This window comes from Pelomonas cellulosilytica (assembly GCF_021353265.1).
GTDB classification, from domain to species: domain Bacteria; phylum Pseudomonadota; class Gammaproteobacteria; order Burkholderiales; family Burkholderiaceae_C; genus Pelomonas; species Pelomonas cellulosilytica.
The window spans coordinates 227564-244124 of record NZ_JAJTWU010000008.1; the positions used below are offsets into that span (position 1 = coordinate 227564).

At 68.5% G+C, this 16561-nt stretch carries 20 protein-coding genes; 11 read left to right on the top strand and 9 right to left on the bottom strand.

Annotated elements, in window-relative coordinates; translation table 11 throughout:
* Positions 1-24: 24 nt before the first annotated feature.
* Positions 25-993, bottom strand: coding sequence for a CysB family HTH-type transcriptional regulator (locus LXT13_RS20155; RefSeq protein WP_233373844.1), 969 nt, complete (start codon positions 991-993; stop codon positions 25-27).
* A gap of 127 nt (positions 994-1120) precedes the next feature.
* Between LXT13_RS20155 and LXT13_RS20160 the strand changes: the two genes are divergently transcribed.
* Entirely contained in the window at positions 1121-1996 is an 876-nt protein-coding gene (locus LXT13_RS20160; protein WP_233373845.1) for a dienelactone hydrolase family protein, read from the top strand.
* A 23-nt stretch (positions 1997-2019) separates the two neighbouring features.
* Here LXT13_RS20160 and LXT13_RS20165 read toward each other — a convergent pair whose 3' ends face one another.
* From LXT13_RS20165 to LXT13_RS20195, 7 genes are all read right to left on the bottom strand, one after another.
* Entirely contained in the window at positions 2020-2619 is a 600-nt protein-coding gene (locus tag LXT13_RS20165) for an RBBP9/YdeN family alpha/beta hydrolase (protein WP_233373846.1), read from the bottom strand.
* A gap of 13 nt (positions 2620-2632) precedes the next feature.
* Positions 2633-2851, bottom strand: coding sequence for a TOBE domain-containing protein (locus LXT13_RS20170; RefSeq protein WP_233373847.1), 219 nt, complete (start codon positions 2849-2851; stop codon positions 2633-2635).
* Between the two features lie 94 nt (positions 2852-2945).
* Positions 2946-3230: a hypothetical protein gene (locus tag LXT13_RS20175; RefSeq protein ID WP_233373848.1), complete on the bottom strand. Its 285-nt coding sequence runs from the start codon at positions 3228-3230 to the stop codon at positions 2946-2948.
* A 120-nt stretch (positions 3231-3350) separates the two neighbouring features.
* Positions 3351-4409, bottom strand: coding sequence for a sulfate/molybdate ABC transporter ATP-binding protein (locus tag LXT13_RS20180; protein ID WP_233373849.1), 1059 nt, complete (start codon positions 4407-4409; stop codon positions 3351-3353).
* Positions 4410-4517: 108 nt separating this feature from the next.
* A complete protein-coding gene (gene cysW, locus LXT13_RS20185) occupies positions 4518-5402 on the bottom strand; it encodes a sulfate ABC transporter permease subunit CysW (RefSeq protein ID WP_233373850.1) in 885 nt (294 codons plus the stop codon).
* Entirely contained in the window at positions 5399-6268 is an 870-nt protein-coding gene (cysT, locus tag LXT13_RS20190; RefSeq protein WP_233373851.1) for a sulfate ABC transporter permease subunit CysT, read from the bottom strand. The genes cysW and cysT overlap by 4 nt, the downstream gene beginning before the upstream one ends.
* Before the next feature lie 161 nt (positions 6269-6429).
* Positions 6430-7440 carry a sulfate ABC transporter substrate-binding protein gene (locus tag LXT13_RS20195; protein WP_233373852.1) on the bottom strand — a complete coding sequence of 337 codons (1011 nt, stop codon included), beginning with the start codon at positions 7438-7440 and terminating at the stop codon, positions 6430-6432.
* A gap of 126 nt (positions 7441-7566) precedes the next feature.
* On the opposite strand from LXT13_RS20195, the gene LXT13_RS20200 reads away from it, so the two are divergent.
* From LXT13_RS20200 to LXT13_RS20210, 3 genes are all read left to right on the top strand, one after another.
* A complete protein-coding gene (locus LXT13_RS20200) occupies positions 7567-8697 on the top strand; it encodes a PAS domain-containing sensor histidine kinase (protein ID WP_233373853.1) in 1131 nt (376 codons plus the stop codon).
* Positions 8694-9356, top strand: coding sequence for a response regulator (locus tag LXT13_RS20205; RefSeq protein ID WP_233373854.1), 663 nt, complete (start codon positions 8694-8696; stop codon positions 9354-9356). Before LXT13_RS20200 ends, LXT13_RS20205 begins: the two co-directional genes overlap by 4 nt.
* An 85-nt stretch (positions 9357-9441) precedes the next feature.
* Positions 9442-10236, top strand: coding sequence for a hypothetical protein (locus tag LXT13_RS20210; protein WP_233373855.1), 795 nt, complete (start codon positions 9442-9444; stop codon positions 10234-10236).
* Positions 10237-10263: 27 nt separating this feature from the next.
* Here LXT13_RS20210 and trxC read toward each other — a convergent pair whose 3' ends face one another.
* Positions 10264-10686 (bottom strand): thioredoxin TrxC, encoded by a 423-nt coding sequence (gene trxC, locus LXT13_RS20215; RefSeq protein ID WP_233373856.1) that lies wholly within the window; start codon positions 10684-10686, stop codon positions 10264-10266.
* Positions 10687-10827: 141 nt separating this feature from the next.
* Between trxC and LXT13_RS20220 the strand changes: the two genes are divergently transcribed.
* The 7 genes from LXT13_RS20220 (at position 10828) to LXT13_RS20250 (ending at position 16478) form a co-directional block, all read left to right on the top strand.
* The gene (locus LXT13_RS20220; RefSeq protein ID WP_233373857.1) at positions 10828-11373 is read left to right on the top strand and encodes a DUF4256 domain-containing protein; all 546 of its coding nucleotides are present in this window, start codon (positions 10828-10830) and stop codon (positions 11371-11373) included.
* A gap of 102 nt (positions 11374-11475) precedes the next feature.
* Entirely contained in the window at positions 11476-12855 is a 1380-nt protein-coding gene (locus LXT13_RS20225) for a CmpA/NrtA family ABC transporter substrate-binding protein (RefSeq protein WP_233373858.1), read from the top strand.
* A gap of 1 nt (position 12856) precedes the next feature.
* A complete protein-coding gene (gene ntrB / locus LXT13_RS20230) occupies positions 12857-13729 on the top strand; it encodes a nitrate ABC transporter permease (protein WP_233373859.1) in 873 nt (290 codons plus the stop codon).
* Positions 13719-14600 (top strand): ABC transporter ATP-binding protein, encoded by an 882-nt coding sequence (locus tag LXT13_RS20235; RefSeq protein ID WP_233373860.1) that lies wholly within the window; start codon positions 13719-13721, stop codon positions 14598-14600. Before ntrB ends, LXT13_RS20235 begins: the two co-directional genes overlap by 11 nt.
* Entirely contained in the window at positions 14597-15040 is a 444-nt protein-coding gene (gene cynS, locus LXT13_RS20240; RefSeq protein ID WP_233373861.1) for a cyanase, read from the top strand. The genes LXT13_RS20235 and cynS overlap by 4 nt, the downstream gene beginning before the upstream one ends.
* A gap of 4 nt (positions 15041-15044) precedes the next feature.
* Positions 15045-15506 (top strand): nuclear transport factor 2 family protein, encoded by a 462-nt coding sequence (locus LXT13_RS20245; protein ID WP_233373862.1) that lies wholly within the window; start codon positions 15045-15047, stop codon positions 15504-15506.
* Between the two features lie 45 nt (positions 15507-15551).
* Positions 15552-16478 carry a VTT domain-containing protein gene (locus LXT13_RS20250; protein ID WP_233373863.1) on the top strand — a complete coding sequence of 309 codons (927 nt, stop codon included), beginning with the start codon at positions 15552-15554 and terminating at the stop codon, positions 16476-16478.
* Positions 16479-16561 lie beyond the last annotated feature (83 nt).

Here is a 16561-nt window from a genome sequence, read left to right on the forward strand (position 1 = left end):
GTGAAGGAAGAAGACGGAGCAAGCTCATGCGGCTTTCGACCACGCCAGCTCGGGCTCGCCGCCGCCGGCTCCGGGCTGCTCGTGGCGCGCCGCGTCCACGGCCTCGCGCTTGAGCGGCGGGGCAAAGGTCTGGATGAACTCGTACACGTAGTCGCGCAGGTAGGCACTGCGGCGCACGGCCAGGCGGGTCATGTTGTCTTCGAAGAGATGACGCGCGTCGATCGCGCTGAGGTGGCGGTCGCGCTCCTCGTCGAACGCGATGGAGGCCACGATGCCCACGCCCAGGCCCAGTTCCACGTAGGTCTTGATGACGTCGGCGTCCATCGCACTGAGCACGATGTGCGGCGTGAGCTGGGCGGCGGTAAACGCCGCGTCGATGTGCGAGCGGCCGGTATAGCCTGGCTCGTAGGTGACGATGGGGAACTGCGCGAGCCGCGCCAGCGTCAAAGGCCCTTCCAGCAGCGGATGGCCCGGCGGCACGACGACCGAGTGCGTCCAGCGGTAGCAGGGCAGGGCCACGAGTTCCGGGTACTGCGCGAGCGCCTCGGTCGCGATGCCCACATCGGCCTCGCCGTCGATGAGCAGCCGCGCGATCTGCTGCGGTGAGCCCTGCTGCAGGTGCAGCACCACGTCGGGATGGTGCGCGCGGAAGTCCCTCACCGCCGGCGGCAGTGCGTAGCGCGCCTGGCTGTGCGTGGCGGCGATGCGCAGCCGGCCGCTGCCCGCCTGGGCGAAGTCGTCGGCCGCACGCTTGAGGTTCTCGGCCTCCAGCAAGAGGCGCTCGATGACCGGCAGCACCTGCTCGCCCGGTTCGGTGAGTCCGGTCAGCCGCTTGCCCACGCGCACGAACAGCTCGATGCCCAGTTCATCCTCCAGCTCGCGGATCTGCCGGCTGACGCCCGGCTGCGACGTGTGCAGGGCCTGCGCCACCTCGGTCAGGTTGAAGCCGCGGCGCTGGGCCTCGCGGACGGAGCGGAGTTGCTGGAAGTTCATGCGCGGCGATTCTGCGAAGGACCGCTTCATCTGTCGTCGAATGAATCGCCATATCGTTATGCACTTCATGGTGGCGTGGCACGGGTTGGCGACGCCTACAGTCGGTCATCCTTTCAGGAGCGCATCCATGAATAAGCCCATTCCGCCGCAGGCCTGGCCGCTGTTCGACCGCTATGTGCATGGCGACCTGAGCCGCCGCGGTTTGCTTGAGCAGGCCGCCGCGTTCACCGGCGGGCCTGCCGGCGCCGCCGCGCTGCTGGCAGCGTTGAGCCCCGACTTCGCCTCGGCGCAGAAGGTCTCGCCCGACGATCCGCGGCTGGTCACGCGTCGCCAGGCCTTCCCGTCGCCTCAGGGTAGTGGCGAGGTGCAGGGCTATCTTGTCAGGCCAGCCGGCGCATCGGGCCAGCTGCCTGCCGTGCTGGTTGTGCACGAGAACCGCGGCCTGAACCCGCACATCGAGGACATCGCCCGCCGCGTGGCGCTCGCCGGTTACGTCGCCTACGCGCCCGATGCGCTGGCGCCGCTGGGGGGCTATCCCGGCGACGAGGACAAGGCACGCGAGCTGTTCGCCAGGCTCGACCCGGCCAAGGCACGCGCCGATATCGTGGCCGGAGCACGTGGCTTGCTGTCGCTGCCGGCGGCCAATGGCAGGGTCGGCGTCGTGGGTTTTTGCTACGGCGGCTCGCTGGCCAACCATATCGCCACGCAGGTGCCGGAGGTTGCGGTGGCCGTGCCGTTCTACGGCGGTGCGCCGGCGCTGGACGACGTGCCACGCATCAAGGCGCGGCTGTTGCTGCATTTCGCGGCGAACGACGAGCGCATCAACGCCGCCTGGCCGGCCTACGAGGCCGCGTTGAAGGCGGCGGGTGTGCGCTACGAGGCCTGGACCTACGCCGGCACGCAGCACGGCTTCAACAACGACACGACACCGCGTTACGACGCCGCGGCGGCGCAGCTGGCGTGGGAGCGGACGTTGGCGGCCTTCAGGTCGGCGCTGGGCTGATCGCGGCGGCCGCCGGTGGACGATTACACGGCGAAAGCCCACTCGCGGAAATCGGCGTGCCGCGGCCGGTGCTCCGCGGCGTGGCGCGCGCGGGCGGCGTCCACCCAGGCCTTGGCCACTGGCAGTGGCCCGAAGCCGGCCTCGGCATTGATGTGGCCTACCGCGCCGAGGTTGCTGAAGCTGGCGCCCCAGCGGTGGGCCCAACGGGCGGCGCTGGCAGCGCTCATCCACGGGTCGTTGCTGCTGGCGAGCAGGCGAGCGCGGCAGTGCAGCCGCTGATGCGGCAGCGACTCGGCAATGCCGAATTTGTCCGGCTCGGCCGGCGCGACGAACAGCGCCTCGCGGATGGGCGAGTCCGGGTGGTCGGCGAGGTGCCGGGCGAGCGCCAGGCAGCCGAAGCTGTGCGCGATGGCCAGCCACTCGCCTCGTCCATCCGATGTCGCGGCCACTTCCAGCGAGCGCTGGATGCGCTCGGCCCAGCGCTCCAGCTCGGGCTTGCTCGGGTCGCGCTGCGTGACGCGCCGGGCGTCGCGGTACTGGCCTTGCAGCCAGGTCTGCCAGTGGGCCGGGCCGCTGTCGTGTAGACCCGGGATGATGAGGAGGCGCGGTGGGCTGTAGGGCATGGCCTGCTCCCGGTCACAGGGTGGCGATGGACACCTCGGTGGACTTCACGAGGGCCACCACCTCGCGGCCGACTTCAAGCCCGAGCTCCTTGACCGAGCGTGTCGTGATGACGGAGGTGACGAGGTCGCCGCTGCGTGTGAGGACGTCGACCTCCGAGACGACCGGGCCTTCGATGATTTCCTTGATGGTGCCGCGGAACTGGTTGCGGACGTTGATGGCGGTGATCGTCATGGCGGACTTCCTTGGGATGGGAGTCCCCAGTGTGCTCACCGCCTCATCGGCCCGGAACGAAGGGATTCACAGCAGGCCATGCGGAGTCCGCATATCAGCGACGAGGTCGGTGCACCGGCTTGTCCAGCAGTGCGTGGCAGTCGTCAGCCAGGCCGTCGGGCGACGGCTGGTTGCTGCAGGACTGGTAGTCCGCCTCCGCCCGTCGCGGGCCGGCGGCAGGCGGATCGAAGCGCAGCGGCCCCTTGCCTTGCAACCGCACGGGGCTGCTGGCCGACGACGCTGCCGGCACGGGCCGTTCGACGCTCCAGGACGGGGGGCTGCCGGCAAGGACCGCGAGGCTGGCGATGGGCGGGATGAAGAGACGCAGGATTCGGTCCACGATGCCTCCTGAATGGCGGACCGGCCATAGGGGCCCGTATCAGGTATTACGCATTCGCGGCCGGAAAGCCGTCATCCCTCCCTAAGATGACTGGCCACCGTCCGTGGTCGCAGACGTTTCTCAAATGCCGGCGCCGGCCTCGAACAGGCTCAACCGGGCGGCGCTCAGCTTCACCCGCTGACCGCTCTGCAGCCGCAGTGCTTCGGCCTCGTCGCGCGTCAGCTCCGCTTCCAGCGGTTGGCCGTCCGGCCCGACCAGCTCCACGCGGGCGCTGGCACCGAAGGACAGCACGCGCTCCACGGTGGCCGCAAGACCGGGTGCGGACTCGTCCGTCGCGATCTGCAGCTCATGCGGCCTCGCGTAGGCCTGCACCTCGCCATCACCGTGGGCGCCGGCATGCGGCAGCTGGTGCTCGCCGATGTGCAGCACGCCGCCGCGGGACTGGCCCACGAAACGGTTGACCGCGCCGAGGAAGCCGTAGACGAACGGCGTGGCCGGGCGCTCGTAGACCTCCTGCGGCGTGCCGACCTGTTCCACGCGGCCGTGGTCCATCAGCACGATGCGGTCGGCCACTTCCAGCGCTTCATCCTGGTCGTGCGTGACGAAGATGCTGGTGATGTGCAGCTCGTCATGCAGCCGGCGCAGCCAGCGGCGCAACTCCTTGCGGACCTTGGCGTCCAGCGCGCCGAAGGGCTCGTCCAGCAGCAGCACGCGCGGCTCGACGGCCAGCGCGCGGGCCAGCGCGATGCGCTGGCGCTGGCCGCCGGACAGCTGCGGCGGGAAGCGGTCGCCCAGCCAGTCCAGTTGCACGAGCTTCAGCAGCTCGGTGACGCGCTTCTTGATCTCCGACTCGGGCAGGCGCTGCTTGCGCGGCTTCACGCGCAGGCCGAACGCGACGTTGTCGAACACCGTCATGTGGCGGAACAGCGCGTAATGCTGGAACACGAAGCCCACCTGGCGCTCGCGCACATGCGTGTCGGAGGCATCCTGCCCGTCCAGCAGCACACGGCCGCGGTCGGCAGTCTCCAGGCCGGCGATGATGCGCAGCAGCGTCGTCTTGCCGCAGCCCGACGGGCCTAGCAGAGCGACCAGCTCGCCGCGCGGGAAGTCGAGCGACACATCGCCCAGCGCCGTGAAGTTGCCGAAGCTCTTGTGGATGTTCTGGACTTCGATGCCCATATGTCTACCCCTCGTCTGGCGAGTACGCCAGCCGATCCCCCGAGGGGGTGCGGGCTGGCTTGGGAGCGGCCCGGCGCTCGGCCCGCTCGAATGGATGATTGCGTCGAGTCAGGACGCTTCCTTGGTCGACTGGCTAGCACGCCACTCGATGAGTTGCTTGATCACCAGCGTCACCAGCGCGAGCAGCGCCAGCAGCGACGCCACCGCGAACGCGGCGGAGAACTGGTATTCGTTGTAGAGAATCTCGACGTGCAGCGGCAACGTGTTCGTCATGCCGCGGATGTGGCCTGAGACGACCGACACGGCGCCGAACTCGCCCATGGCCCGCGCGTTGCACAGGATGACGCCGTACAGCAGACCCCACTTGATGTTGGGCAGCGTCACGCGGCGGAAGGTCTGCCAGCCGCTGGCGCCCAGCACCGTGGCGGCTTCCTCCTCGTCCTTGCCCTGCGCCTCCATCAGCGGGATCAGCTCGCGCGCGACGAACGGGAACGTGACGAAGACCGTGGCCAGCACGATGCCCGGAACGGCGAAGATGATCTTCACATCATGCGCCTGCAGCCACGGGCCGAACCAGCCTTGCGCGCCGAAGATCAGCACGTACATCAGGCCGGCTACGACGGGCGAAACGGAGAAGGGCAGGTCGATCAGCGTGATGAGGATCTGCTTGCCGGGGAAGTTGTGCTTGGCGATGAGCCAGGCCGCGCTGACGCCGAACACGAGGTTCAGCGGCACGGCGATGGCTGCGGCTGTCAGCGTCAGCTGGATGGCCGAGGTCGTGTCGGCTTCGGTCAGCGCAGCGAAATACAGCTCCCAGCCCTTGCGCAGCGCCTCGGTGAAGACGGCCACCAGCGGCAGCAGCAGGAAAACGGCGAAGAAGCCCAGGCCCAGCGCCAGCAGCGTGAAGCGCACCCACGGCGCCTCCCGCGTGGCGGGGTTGTCCTCGTACTTGGCCCGGGCGCGGGCCGGGGCGACGTGAAGGGCGGCGCTCATTTGCGTGTGCCTCGCTGCGAACTCCAGGCCTGCAGCCCGTTGATGACGAGCAGCAGCAGGAAGCTGACCACCAGCATCACCGCCGCGATGGCCGTGGCGCCGACATAGTCGTACTGCTCCAGCTTGGAGATGATCATCAGTGGCGTGATCTCGCTGACCAGCGGGATGTTGCCCGCGATGAAGATGACCGAACCGTACTCGCCCACCGCTCGCGCGAAGGCCAGCGCGAAGCCGGTCAGCAGCGCGGGCAGCACCGTGGGCAGCACGACGAAGCGGAAGGTCGTCCAGCGTCTGGCGCCGAGCGACGCGGCGGCTTCCTCCAGCTCGGTTTCCATGTCCTCAAGCACCGGCTGCACCGTGCGCACGATGAATGGCAGGCCGATGAAGATCAGCGCCAGCAACACGCCCAGCGGCGTGAACGCGATCTTGAGCCCGGCCTCACCGAACAGCGGTGCGAGCTTGCCGCCCGGTGCGAACAGCGAACCGACCCAGCCGTTGGGCGCGTAGAGGGCGGTCAGCGCGATGCCGGCCACGGCCGTGGGCAGCGCGAATGGCAGGTCGATCAGCGCGTCCACCAGCCTCTTGCCGGGGAACTCATAGCGCACGAGGCACCAGGCGAGGATGAGCCCGAAGAACAGGTTGACGATCGCGGCCAGCAGTGAGGCGCCGAAGCTGAGCTTGTACGACGCCATGACGCGCGGCGACGTGGCCGCAGCCCAGAAGGCATCCCAGCCGTGGCCGGACGACTTCAGGAACACCGCGGTCAGCGGCACCAGCACGATGAGCGACAGGTAGAACAACGTGAAGCCCAGCGTCGGCGCGAAGCCGGGGAGCACGCGTCGTCTACTTAGTGAGAACGAGGCCATAGGGTTGTGTTTGGTGGTGTATTGCGGGTCGAGCGCTTGGCCGCTACGAAGCCGGCCCGCCTGAGGCGATATGCGAGTGGCTCGCAGCCGCGAGCATCGCCATCCCCTCGGGGGATCGACTGGGCGCGCCTGCGTTCAGCAGGGCGGGACCCGGCGAGAGGTCAACGCTTGATACTCGCCATCACCTGATCGAACGTGCCGCCGTCCGCAAAGTGCGTCTTGCCCACCTTGGCCCAGCCGCCCAACGTCTGGTCCACCGTAAACAGCCTGATGTTGGCGAAGCGCTGGGCGTGCTTCTTGAAGATGGCCGGATCCCGCGGGCGGAAGTTGTTCTTCGCGATGATTTCCTGTGCCTCGGGTGTCCAGTGGAAGTCGAGGTAGGCCTTGGCGAGCGCCGCCGTGCCCTTCTTGGCGGTCACCTTGTCGACGAGGGCCACCGGCGCGTCAGTCTCGATGGAGACGCTGGGGTTGACCTGCTCGAACTGCCCCTTGCCGAACTCATTCTCGATCAGCTCCACCTCGGCCTCGAAAGTCACCAGCACGTCGCCGATGCCCCGCTGCGTGAACGTCGTGGTGGCGCCGCGGCCGCCGCCGTCCAGCACGGGCACGTTGGCCAGCACCTTGGTGACCAGCTCGCGCGCCTGGGCGTCGTTGCCCCCATTGGCGATGACGCTGCCCCAGATGGCCAGGTAGCTGTACCGACCGTTGCCGGTGACCTTGGGGTTGGGAATGATGACCTGCACGCCGGGGCGGGCCAGGTCGGTCCAGTCCTTGATGCCCTTGGGGTTGCCCTTGCGGACGAGGAAGGTCATCGTCGACGAATAGGGCGCGGCGTTGTTCGGGAAGCGGCTGCGCCAGTCGGCCGGCGTCAGGCCGCTGCTGGCGAGCTGGTCCACGTCGGTGGCCTGGTTCATCGTCACGACGTCGGCCTCCAGGCCGCCGATGACGGCACCGATCTGCTTGCTGGAGCCGCCATGGCTCTGGTTGACGATCACCGTCTGGCCCTTGGCCTTCTGCGCGGCGATGAATGCCGGGTTGATCTGCTTGTACAGCTCGCGCGCCACGTCGTAGGAGACGTTGAGCAGCGTCGCGTCGGCGGCCACTGCGGGGAGCGCGGCGCTTGCGGCAAGCAGCGCGAGCAGCGCGCGGCGGGAGGTCTGGAAGGAGGACATGGCGTGGCCGTCGAATGAACGAAGGCGCGAGCGTGCCCAAACTCTCTTATTCGAGGAACGACAGTTTTCTTATTTCCTTATTCGGAACGTGCAAAAGCCGGGCCCGCGCCTTGCTAACCTCATGACATGCCGTTCGCCTTCGACCACCCGTCCACCGCCGCGCTGCTGCTGGAGAGCACCGGCGAAGGCATCTTCGGCATCGACATGGCGGGTTGTTGCACCTTCGTCAACCGTGCGGCGTGCGAGGCGCTGGGCTGGCACACGGACGAGGTGCTGGGCCGCAACATGCACGCGCTCATCCACCACTCGCGCGCGGACGGCGCGCATTACCCAGAGTGCGACTGCCCCATCTTCAACGCCTTCCGCCGCGGCGAGCCCTGCCGCATCGACGACGAGGTGCTGTGGCGCGCCGACGGCAGCTCGTTCCCGGCCGAATACTCCAGCTACCCGGTCATCGAGGGCGGCCAGGTGCAGGGGGCCGTCGTTACCTTCGTCGACATCTCCGCGCGCCGCCGAGCCGAGGCGCTGCTGCGCGCCAGCCACGAGCAGCTGGAGCGGCGCGTGGCCGAGCGCACGGCCGAGCTGCGAGAGCTGGCCCACCACCTGGAGGCAGTGCGCGAGACCGAGCGCAAGCGCATCGCCCGCGAGATCCACGACGAGCTGGGCTCGCTGCTCGTCGCGCTGAAGATGGACGTGGACTGGCTGGCCCGCCGCGTGGGCGACCCAGCGCAGCGTGAGCCCATGGTGGGCAAATGTCAGCGCATGGGCGGCCTGGTGGACACGGCGGTCGAGTCGGTGGGCCGCATCATCACGGACCTGAGGCCCAGCATCCTGGACCACCAGGGTCTGTGGGCTGCGCTGGAGTGGCAGGCACAGGAATTCCAGCTCGCCGGCAGCGACGAGCGGCGGGTCAGCTTCAAGATGCATGTGGCGGCCGACGTCGTGCCGCCCGAAGGCGGTCTGGCCATCGCCGTGTTCCGCATCTTCCAGGAGGTGCTGTCCAACGTCGCCCGGCACGCCCGGGCGCGCCAGGTGGACATCCGCATCGACGTGGACGCGCCACCCGCGCCGGTGCTCTACCTGCAGGTGCGCGACGACGGCGTGGGGGCGCCGCCGGAGGCACTGAGCGACCCGCGCAGCTACGGCGTGCTGGGCATGCGCGAGCGGGCGGCTCATTTCGGCGGCCGGCTGGGCATCGAGAGCTTTCCCGGCCGGGGCACGACTGTACGGCTCGTCATGCCGTTGGAGCCTGCATGATCCGCGTCCTGATCTGTGATGACCATCTCATCGTCCGCCAGGGCATCAAGCAGGTGCTGGCGGAGGCCGACGACCTGCGGGTCGTCGGCGAGGCGGCCAACGGGCCGGACGCCATCCAGTTGGTGCGTGCCGGCGGCATCGACGTCGTGCTGCTCGACATCGCCATGCCGCAGCGCGACGGGCTGGACATCCTGAAGTCGCTGAAGTCCGAGTTCCCGAAGCTGCCGGTGCTGATGCTCTCCACCTACCCGGACCGCCAGTACGCCGTGCGCAGCCTCAAGCTCGGCGCGGCCGGCTACCTGAACAAGAGCGCCGACAGCGAGCAGATGATCGACGCCGTGCGTACCGTCGCGCGCGGCAAGCTCTTCATCACGCCCAGCGTCGCCGAGCTGCTGGCAGGCGCCGTCGGGGCCGGTGGCCGGGCGCAGGACGACAGCCAGCCGCTCGACGAGCGCCTGTCGCACCGCGAGTACCAGGTCTTCCAACTGCTGGCTGCCGGCCGCAGCGTCGGCGAGATCGCCGAGCAACTGGTGCTGTCGCCCAACACCGTCTCCACCTACCGCGCCCGGGTTCTCGAGAAGATCGGCGTGCGCAACGACGTGGAGCTGGCGCTGTATGCAGTGCGCATGGAGCAGGGCGGCGGTCGATCATCGCCTTGAGCGTTCGTCGCGGCGGTGCCCCCCGGCTGTCGCGTTACATTGCCGGCCGCACTCTCCCGCGCGCCGCGGCGCGGCAGCCCACACCATGAGCCCAGCCCAAGACATCTCCGCCCAGTTCACCGCAGCCCGCGCCGCCGGCCGTTCGCTGCCCGCCTATCCCGGCACGCCGCCAGCCACGCTGGCCGAGGCCTATGCGATCCAGGCTGCGGCCATCGCCGGCTGGCCCGACGCCGTGGCCGGCTGGAAGGTGGCTCGTGTGAACCCGGCGTTTGCCGCGCAGTTCCCCGAGGAGCGCCTCATCGGCCCGGCCTTCGCCGCCAACATCCATCGCGTGGCGGCCGGCGAGGTGGCGAGCTGCCCGGTGTTCGACGGCGGCTTCGCCGCGGTGGAGGCTGAGGTCGTCATCGTCGTGGCGCAAGATGCGCCGGCCGGCAAGGCCGACTGGACGGCCGACACCGTGCTGCCGTTCGTCAGGTCCATGCACATCGGCGTGGAAGTTGCCAGCAGCCCGCTGGCCACGCTCAACGACATCGGTCCGGGGGCGGTCATCTCCGACTTCGGCAACAACTGGGGCGTCGTCGTCGGCCCGGAGATTGCCGACTGGCACACGCTGGAGACCCTCGACGTCGAGACCTTCATCGATGGCGCCTCCGTCGGCACCGGCAAGGTCGCGATCAAGCCCGGCCCGCTGGGGGCGCTGGCCTTCACGCTGAACAAACGAGCCGAACAGGGGCATACGCTCAAGGCGGGCGATGTGATCTCCACCGGCATGATCACCGGCGTGCATGACATCCGCATTGGCCAGCGCTCGCGGCATGTGTTCGCGGGCGTGGGCGAAGTTCAGGTGCAGATCACGCGCGCGGGGGCGAGCGGCGGCTGACCTGCGGTTGGGCGGCGGTTGGCGGCGTCAGCGCAACGCGTCGTCCACCCAGGCGCCGAGCTGCGCGGCTGACATCGCGCCGCTCTGTCGCGCGACCTCGCGCCCGCCGACGAACAGCACGGTCGTCGGGATGCTGCGGATCTGCAGTGCGGCGCTCGACCGCGGGGCGGCGTCGCTGTCCACCTTCACGAAGCGCAGCTCCGGCCGCGCGGCGGCGAGTTGCTCGAACTGCGGCGCGTACGACCGGCACGGCCCGCACCACGCCGCCCAGAAGTCCACGAGCACCGGTGCTTCGGTGCCTTGCAGGTAGGGGCCGATGTCGGCGTCGCCCAAGGCGACCGGCTTGCGCGGCGCCACGGGCTGGCCGCAGTGGCCGCAACTGGGGTCGTCGGCCAGGCGTTGGTCAGGGACGCGGTTGCGGGTGCCGCAGTGGGGGCAGGCGAGCAGCATGGACAGGCTCCGGAGTGTGTTGAGCCTGCATGTCGGGTGGACGGAGCAAAGTTAAAGAGCCGCTTCTGCCGGCTGTAGCGCAGGGGGGGACGCCCGCCCGTAGCATCGGTGGGCTGCAACCGCTCCCGGGAGGCTCCCGCCATGACTCCGTCTCAATCGCAGAGCCTGATCGAGCTGCTTCGATCGCGCTTTGAGCGCCACCGGGAACGGCACGCCGGCCTCGACTGGGCAGCAGTGCAGCCTGTGCTGGAGGGCAACGACAAGGCCGTGCAGGCGCTGGCTGCTATGGAAGCTTCGGGCGGTGAGCCCGACGTCATCGGACGAGACGACGCGACGGGCGAGCTGCTGTTCTGCGACTGCAGCGCCGAAAGCCCCGCGGGGCGCCGCAGCCTCTGCTACGACCAGGTAGCGTGGGAGTCGCGCAGGCAGAACAAGCCAAAGGGCAGCGCGACGGCGCTCGCTGCGGAGATGGGCGTGGAGCTGCTGTCCCAAGACCAGTACCTTGCGCTCCAGTTGCTCGGTGAGTTCGACCTCAAGACCTCCAGCTGGATCGCCACGCCCGAGGACGTTCGCAGGCTCGGCGGAGCCCTGTTCGGCGACCGCCGCTATGGCCGGGTGTTTACTTATCACAACGGTGCGGGGTCGTACTACGCGGCTCGCGGCTTCCGCGCGGTGTTACGGGTGTAGGCCGTGTGGCACGTAGTGCCAGCCCTACAAAAACTCTCCCCATCCCACGATCCCGCTGCGCGCCGGTCCTTCCTAGAGTGGCTCCCATCCCAGGAGCCCTCGATGACCCACGACCCCTACGACGCCGATCGGCCGCTGCTGATGCGCTGCAGCTGCGGCCAGCACGCCAGCCCCGCCGACCATGCCGCGGCCGAGCTGCGCGGCCGCAGCGAGAACGCCGAGGGCGAGGCCGAATCGGCCAGCTTTGTCGAAGCTGCTCTGGTGAAGGCGCTGTTCCCGCAGGACGCGCTGCGCCGCCGCTTCCTGAAGGCCGTGGGCCGCGGCACGGCGATGGCCGCCATCTCCAGCGTGCTGCCCCTCGCGCCTCTGCAGGCCATGGCCCAGGAGAAGGGCCCGCTGGAGAAGAAGGACCTGAAGATCGGCTTCATCCCCATCACCTGCGCGACGCCGTTGATCATGGCCCACCCGCTGGGCTTCTACAGCAAGCAGGGACTCAACGTGGAGGTCGTCAAGACGGCCGGCTGGGCGCTCATCCGCGACAAGATGCTGAACAAGGAGTACGACGCCACGCACTTCCTGTCGCCCATGCCGATCGCCATCAGCCTGGGGCTCGGTGCGCCGGCCACGCCGATGAACGTGGCCACCATCCAGAACACCAACGGCCAGGCCATCACGCTGGCCGTGAAGCACAAAGATAAGCGCGACCCGAAGGACTGGAAGGGCTTCAAGTTCGCCGTGCCCTTCGAGTACTCGATGCACAACTTTCTGCTGCGCTACTACGTGGCGGAAGCCGGGTTGGATCCGGACCGTGACATCCAGATCCGCGTCGTGCCGCCCCCCGAGATGGTGGCCAACCTGCGCGCTGGCAACATCGACGGCTTCCTCGGCCCGGACCCGTTCAACCAGCGCGCGGTGTTCGAGGAGGTGGGCTTCATCCACCTGCTGACCAAGGAGCTGTGGGACGGGCATCCGTGCTGTGCCTTCGGCACGAGCAGCGAGTTCATCGCCAGGAACCCGAATACCTTCATTGCGCTATACCGCGCCGTACTGACGGCCGCCGCGATGGCACGCCAGACCAAGAACCGCGAGCTCATCGCCAAGGTCATCTCGCCGCAGGCCTACCTGAACCAGCCGGAAACCGTCGTGGCCCAGGTGCTGACGGGCAAGTTCGCCGATGGTCTCGGCAACGTGAAGGTGGTGCCCGACCGCGCCGACTTCGACCCCATGCCCTGGCAGAGCATGGCCGTGTGGATGCTGACGCAGATGAAGCGCTGGGGTTATGTGAAGGGCGACGTGAACTACAGGCAGATCGCCGAGAAGGTGTTCCTGCTGACGGACGCGAGGAAGCATATGAAGGCGTTGGATATCACGGTGCCGGATGACAAGGCCGGCGGCTATCCGAAGTTCAAGGTCATGGGCAAGGAGTTCGATCCCGCCAAGCCGGAGGCCTACGTGAGCAGCTTCGCCATCAAACGCGTCTGACATGCGGAAGTCCCTGAACTTCCGCGCCGGCCTGCTGTCGCTGCTGCTGCTGGGCTGCCTGCTGGGCGTGTGGCACGTCGCCACGCTCGGCAGCGGCCCTGCGCTTAAGCCGGCGACGGCGATGACGCCGGAGCAGATCGAGTACGCCAAGCTGATGGGCAAGCCGGTCGATGCGGCGCCGGTGGCGGCCAAGAGTGGGTTCCCGACGCCGGCGCAGATGGGCGACGTCATCGCCCGCCATCTGGCTGAGCCGTTCTACGACCGCGGGCCCAACGACAAGGGCATCGGCCTGCAGCTGGGCTATTCGCTGGGCCGCGTGGGCCTGGGCTATCTGTGCGCAGCGCTGGTGGCCATTCCGCTGGGCTTCGTCATCGGCATGAGCCCACTCGTTTACCGCGCGCTGGACCCGTTCATCCAGGTGCTCAAGCCTATTTCGCCGCTCGCGTGGATGCCGCTGGCGCTCTACACGATCAAGGATTCCGCCGTGAGCGGCATCTTCGTCATCTTCATCTGCAGCCTGTGGCCCATGCTGATCAACACGGCCTTCGGCGTGGCCGGCGTAAGGCGTGAATGGCTGAACGTGGCGCGTACGCTGGAGGTGAGCCCGCTGCGCCGGGCGTTCGAGGTCATCCTTCCCGCTGCGGCGCCCACCATCTTGACGGGCATGCGCATCAGCATGGGCATTGCCTGGCTCGTCATCGTGGCCGCTGAGATGCTGGTGGGTGGCACGGGCATCGGCTACTTCGTGTGGAACGAGTGGAACAACCTGAGCCTGCCCAACGTCATCTTCGCCATCCTCGTCATCGGCGTCGTCGGCATGGCGCTGGACCTGTTGTTTGCGCGCGCCCAGAAGGCGATTACCTATGCCGACTGACCTCGTCCAGGTCCAGGCGCTGGCCAAGCGCTATGGCGACGCTACCGTCTTCGACGGCGTCAATTTCACACTGACCGAGGGCGAGTTCGTCTGCATCATCGGCCACAGCGGCTGCGGCAAGACGACCATCCTCAACGTACTGGCCGGGCTGGAGCAGGCGAGCAGCGGCCATGTGTTCATGGCGCAGCGCGAGGTGAATGCGCCGGGGCTGGAGCGCGGCGTCGTCTTCCAGGGCCACGCGCTGATGCCGTGGCTGACCGTGCGCCAGAACATCGCGTTCGCCGTGCGCAGCAAGTGGCCGGCATGGAAGCGCGCCCAGGTCGATGCGCAGGTCGAGAAGTACGTCGCCCTCGTGGGCCTCACGCCGGCGCTGGACAAGAAGCCCAGCCAGCTCTCCGGCGGCATGAAGCAGCGCGTGGGCATCGCGCGTGCCTTCGCCATCGAGCCTCGCATGCTGCTGCTGGACGAGCCCTTCGGCGCGCTCGATGCGCTGACGCGCGGCACGATCCAGGATGAGCTGCTGAAGATCTGCGCCGCCACGCGCCAGACCATTTTCATGATCACTCACGACGTGGACGAAGCCATCCTGCTGGCCGACCGCATCCTGCTGATGGCCAACGGCCCGCAGGCCCGTGTGGCCGAGATCGTCGTCAACACGATGCCTCGCGACCGCCAGCGCGCCACGCTGCATCACGACCCGCAGTACTACCGCATCCGCAACCACCTCGTCGATTTCCTCGTCGAGCGCAGCGCCAAGCTGTCGCACGGCCGCGCGCCAGAGCATCCACCCGAAGTCCGTCCCGGCTTGGCCGGGGCCGCCGAGATCATTCCCCTCGACACCCACCCCGCCATCCACAGGAGCACCGCATGAGCCGCCTCGAAGTCACCGAAAAGATCATCGCCACCAAGGTGGCCAAGGGCCTGAAGTGGGCCGACGTGGCCACCGAGATCGGCCTCTCGAAGGAGTGGGTCACCGCCGGCTGCCTCGGCCAGATGACCTTCAACGACGAGCAGGCCGGCAAGCTGGCCAAACTGTTCGACCTGACGGAGGCCGAGGCCCAGTGGCTCAAGGTCGTGCCGTACAAGGGCAGCCTGCCCACCAGCGTGCCGACCGACCCGCTGATCTACCGCTTCTACGAGCTGATCAGCGTGTACGGCACGACGTTCAAGGAACTGATCCACGAGGAGTTCGGCGACGGCATCATGAGCGCCATCGATTTCAAGATGGATCTGCAGCGCGAGGCCAACGCAATGGGTGACCGGGTCAGCATCGTCATGAGCGGCAAGTTCCTGCCCTACAAGATGTATTGAAACCATGAAGCCGCCGCTGCCGCCGTTCACGCTTGAAAGCGCCACTCAGAAGGTCCGCCTTGCCGAAGACGCCTGGAACAGCCGTGACCCCGACCGGGTCGTGGGCGTCTACACGGACGACACCGTCTGGCGCAACCGCGCCGAGTTCCCGGTGGGGCGGGAGCAGGTGCATGCCTTCCTCACGCGAAAGTGGGCGAAGGAGCTGGAATACCGGCTCATCAAGGAGCTGTGGACCTTTGCCGAACACCGCATCGCCGTGCGCTTCGCCTACGAGTGGCACGACGACTCCGGCCACTGGTACCGCAGCTACGGCAACGAGAACTGGGAGTTCACCGACGAGGGCCTGATGCGGCGGCGCTTCGCGAGCATTAACGACCTGCCGATTCCTGAGTCGTCGCGGCTGTTCTTCTGGCCGCTGGGCCGACGGCCGGACGAGCATCCGGGTTTGAGCGAGCTCGGCCTGTAGGCCTGCGCCGGCACGGGCGAGCCGGCGCCACTATGCTGGCGGGCCATGGACATCTCCGACCTGTTCTCCCGCTACGGCCTCTTTACGGTCGCGCTCGCCGTGCTGCTGGAGCAGCTCGGCGCGCCGCTGCCATCCACGCCGGTGCTCTTGCTGGCGGGCGTGGAGTCGGCAGCACGCAGCGGCTTCGCGCTGCGTGCGTTTGCAGTCGCGACGCTCGCTGCGCTGGTGGCTAACGCGCTGTGGTTCTGGGCAGGCCGGCGGCTGGGGCGGCGGGTGTTGACCACGCTGTGCCGCATCTCCATCTCGCCGGACAGCTGCGTGCGCCAGAACGAGGCCAGCTTCGCCCGCCGAGGCGTGCTGACGCTCGTCATCGCCAAATTCGTGCCGGGGCTGTCCATCCTCGCGCCGCCGCTGGCCGGCGCGCTGGGCATGGGCACGCAGCGCTTCCTGGGCTGGAACCTGCTCGGCTCGGCGTTGTGGGCGGGTGTGTCCATCGCGGTGGGGCGTGTCTTCCATGAGCAGATCGACGCCCTGCTGCGTGCGCTGAGCCGGCTGGGCGGCGTCGCTCTGGCGCTAGCGGCGGTGCTGGTGGTGGCTTACCTGGGCTGGCGCCTGTGGCGACGGGCCGTGGTGCGCCGCGAGATGCGCCGCTTCGAGCGGCTGGACCCGGCCGAGGTCGCCGCGCTGCTGAAGCAGGGCTGCGATGTGGTGCTGGTCGATGTGCGCGGCCTGCCGCATGGTGAGCGCATCCCGGGTGCGCGCCACCTGGACCTCGGCGCGCTCGGCGATGGCAGCCTGTCGGGTTGGCCCGACCAGGCCCAGTTCATCACCTATTGCGCCTGCCCGGACGATGCGTCCGCCGTGCGCGCGGCGCAGTGGCTCAAGGCGCACGGCCGCCAGGCGCGGGTGCTGCGCGGTGGCATCGAGGCCTGGGCGCTGGCCGGCCTCGCGCTCGAAGCCCCTGCCATCTGACGGTGAGCGACGGCCGGGAGGCCGTCGGTTCTGTCCGACAGACGATCAGCGCTGCTGCCGATGCCCTGTGCGGGCACGAACGG